The sequence below is a fragment of the Neoroseomonas alkaliterrae genome, from assembly GCF_014199195.1.
Classification (GTDB): Bacteria; Pseudomonadota; Alphaproteobacteria; order Acetobacterales; family Acetobacteraceae; genus Neoroseomonas; species Neoroseomonas alkaliterrae.
This window is the reverse complement of sequence record NZ_JACIJE010000029.1, coordinates 1-3,642: the sequence shown is the minus strand read 5'-3', so window position 1 is coordinate 3,642 and position 3,642 is coordinate 1. Positions and strand designations below refer to the sequence as shown.

The window sequence follows — 3,642 nt, the reverse complement described above, 5'->3', positions numbered from 1 at the left end:
GCTGACCTCCCAACATCCGCGCCCCGTCCGATCTCACCTCCCGCCAACCGAATCACGCTCAGCACGCCAACGCCAGAGGTTTCCGGAAGCGTCCAAGTGGCTGCGCGGCCCGAGATTCTTCGGGCGGCCGAGCACGATCCGCGCGCCTTCGGCGGCCTCCACGCGGCCATTGGCCTGCTCGGCAAGGATTGGGTCGATCTCGACATGGGCGGAGGGATGCAGGCGCAGCAGCAGGGGCATGGCGCCTTCCCTCAGCCAGCCTGGTCTGCCACGCGGCGAAGCTCGCGCAGCATCCGCTGCGCGCGGTCGGCAAGGGTGTGAAAGCGCAGCGCATAGCCGTGCCGGCGCGCCGCCCCGGCAGCACCCTCCCGGTCATAGGCCGCCAGCGCCCGGGCGTATGCGTCGCGGAGCGAGGCAATGTCGAAGTCCGAATAGCGCAGCACCGGCAAATCGCGCTGATGCTCGGCGGGGATCACCGTCTCGAGATGCGAGAGGCCGTGCGGCACCAGCGGAATCTGCCCCGCGGCCAGTGCATCGAAGATGCGGTTCGGGATGCAGAAATCCGTGTTCACCACCGCGGAGACCTTGTGGCCCAGCCAGTCTCGGAACCGATCCTCCTGCGAGAGCGAGAGGTAGCTGCCCTCCATGCCCGGACGCCACTGCACCACCCTGCTGCCCGGGATGTCACGGCCGATGACGTCGATGAAGGCGGTCCGGGCCCGGTAGCGCGGATAGAAACCGTAGCCGCCGTAGAGCGCATCGGAACGGTTCGCCTCGGCGTTCTCGCGGAACAGGCGCACCATCATCGCATCCGGCCACTGGCCGACGCACATCGGGATGACGGCGAGAATGTTCATGTTCGCCGCCCGCAGATACTCATGCTTGTATGGATGGCCCGGGAAGACGAAGTCCGCCAGCGCCGCGAGTTCGAGGTTGCGGCGATAGAGGTGATGGTGGTCGCGGAACTGGATCGCCGAGACGAAGCCCGGTTCGGCAGCGGCGCGCGCCAGGGCCCCCATGCACTCGGCCCGCTGAAAGAAGGCGTGATGATTCACCAGCAGGAGATCGCAGCGCGCGCGACCGGCGACCCAGTCGTCGAAGGAGATGATGGACACGCGCGCGACGCCAAGCTCGGCTGCGATCTGCGCCCGCGGTAAAACACCGCCGCAGATCGTGACGACCCCGCGCGCGAGGATGCCCGCGAGGCGCTCGCGGGAATTGCGGGCGCGCAGCAGCACCGCATCCATGTGTCCCCCGGCCACGGCACCCTGGAGGATGTCGGACAGGCGGGCTTGGCCGGCATCGACCTCGGCAAAGACCGCGGCCTGATCGGCGGGAAGCGGCGCCGCGCTCATGCCGCGCGCTTCAGCTCCGCCTCGGCCACATAGACCGAGGAGAACAGCATGTGGCAGCGAAGCCGGTAGCCCTTCGCGCTGAGCTGCCGGAAGATCGGTGAGCTCCCACAATCCGCGATGTCGAAGCCGTGGTCCTCGACGACGATCACGGCCGGCGGATGGGTCGCGAAGGGATAGCGGGCGAGCACCGCCATCTCGAAGCCCTCGATATCCAGGGACAGGAAGTCCACGCGCTGCCCCGCACGCAGGTGCGGAGCCAGGATCACGTCGATCGGCGCGGCGGGAACCTCGACAACGCGCCCCTGATCCGGCCCGCCCTTGCCCGGCGCGACGCGGCCGGTCGCGAGGGTGTTGTAGGCGCCTTCCTCGAACACCTTGAAGGGAACCGTCCCCTCGGCCTCGGCGACCGCCATCCCGATGTTGATGTCATCGGGCCGCGCTTCCCGGAAAGCGTCCATGGCGCCCGGGGTGGCTTCGATGTTGATGCCTCGCCAGCCGAGTTCGTGCAGCAGGGCGGTGTTGGAGAAGCGATAAGGATGGTGCGCGCCGATGTCGATGTAGAAGCCGTCGCGGCGATGCCGGAAGAGGCGCAGCACGATGCGATCCTCGCCATCCTGGGAGAAGCTGCGCTGGAGGTGGCGTTGCGCTTCGATCCGGGCCGCCATGTGTGAAGGGCCTCTGTTGGTGAATCCTGAATGCGGCGTCTCGATGGGGCCGAGAGGCCCGCTACCGGTTCATGCCTGCTGCTGCGAGGAGCAGCCGTTCGGGCTTCTCCGCGACGAAGACCGCATTGCAGAACCACATGCCATGCAGTTGCTGCTGTTCCGCCGGCAATCGATGGTTCCGCCGAACTTCATCGAACAAATGAAGAAGCAGGTATCCGTGATCGCCGAGCAGGCTCAGAAAACGGCTGAGCGGCACGTGGCGATCGTTATCCGGACTCATCCCCGCTTCGACTTGCACCAGAGAGATTGCCCGCGATGCGAGCATGCCTTGGAAGCCGAGCAGGACATCCAGATCATTGCCTTCCGTGTCTATCTTCAGGTAATCGACTTGGCCGATCCCATGGCTACGACAGAATTCATCACCTGTTGTCACCCGGACTTCGATCGAGTTCGCCAAAGGCTCGTGCGCGCGAAGCAGGCGGTTCATTGGGTGCTTGTCGCGAGCCTGCATACGCGCAACTGACGTCCTTCGGCCAAGCGCGACATCCTGGATCCTGATCTGCGGAAGACCGTCTGTGGCTGCTCTCAATGCATCCCGGGTGCTGGGTACGGGTTCGAAGCAATAGATCTCGGCATCCGGGAACCGCGCTGCGAATTCCAGCGCCGACTGGCCTGTATTGGCCCCGACATCGAATATCCGCCTAGCTTCGAACTCCTTAATCCTGCGGGAGATGAAATCCAGCGCCTGCAATCCCGGCGGTCGTGGGCGCGGGGCCGTTTTCGGCGCGGGTCCGGACACGGTTGCTGGTGCGGCAATCACAGGCGGAGTGGTAGCGCGGCCGTTCAACCCTGATGCGATTGGGGCAACGAGCGACCTTGGCGTCAACCAGAACGATACGCCCGGGCAATTCGCGTCATTCGGATAGGTCAGGGGGATTGCCGGTTGTCCCGCGGTGCTCGCGAACAGGTTTTTCACCCGCTGCCCCAAATCCGGGTGCCGGGTGACAAAGTAATTCGGCAATATTATATCAAAATTGGTCTGGCCGCCCAGCAGCATGGCCGCTAAAATATATTGTTCTGAGTAAAGCCTGTTGTTCCACGCTGCAGGATAGTCATCTGGAAGAAAAATATCGTGTATATGTATGAGCACGCCTGGTTTAATAATGGGAAGTACTTCAAGGAAAAATACGGTAGTGTCGCTGTTTGTGAAAACGCGGTGTGATCCATCGAAAAACAGGATATCATTGACGTCCAAATATTCAAAGATACGTAGATCGCATGTTTCGAGCGGCTGCCGTATGACGCGATCGCAAAGCGTGTCGATGGCTGCGCGTGGCCGCGGATCAATCGATATGATTTCGGTCGTCGGGCTTCCCGACTCCTTGGCGAAATGAGCGAATCGCGTCGAGATTCCGGACCCGATCTCCACGTATCGGTTAGGCCGCCGCGCCAAGATGAGGCCTACCAGCGCGGCGGCGTCCAGCGTGGAGAACCAGGGATTGCGCCAGAACGGCGCGTCGGCGTTGTCGCTAGGCCGCGTGGACAAACTGGCGCTTGGGGGGATTCCCAGCCGGGGCCGGACGTGATTCCAAGCTGATCTCTGGCATGGAGATTGGCGTTGA

4 protein-coding genes are annotated in these 3,642 nt (G+C 63.6%); all 4 read right to left on the bottom strand.

Annotated elements, in window-relative coordinates:
* Positions 1-33: 33 nt before the first annotated feature.
* Positions 34-240, bottom strand: a complete 207-nt coding sequence (locus tag FHS88_RS20210; RefSeq protein ID WP_184487293.1) for a hypothetical protein — start codon at positions 238-240, stop codon at positions 34-36.
* An 11-nt stretch (positions 241-251) separates the two neighbouring features.
* Positions 252-1,355, bottom strand: coding sequence for a hypothetical protein (locus FHS88_RS20205; protein ID WP_184487292.1), 1,104 nt, complete (start codon positions 1,353-1,355; stop codon positions 252-254).
* Positions 1,352-2,020, bottom strand: coding sequence for an FkbM family methyltransferase (locus tag FHS88_RS20200; protein ID WP_184487291.1), 669 nt, complete (start codon positions 2,018-2,020; stop codon positions 1,352-1,354). Before FHS88_RS20200 ends, FHS88_RS20205 begins: the two co-directional genes overlap by 4 nt.
* Before the next feature lie 61 nt (positions 2,021-2,081).
* A partial coding sequence (locus FHS88_RS20195; protein WP_184487290.1) for a class I SAM-dependent methyltransferase occupies positions 2,082-3,642 on the bottom strand: 1,561 nt, incomplete at its 5' end.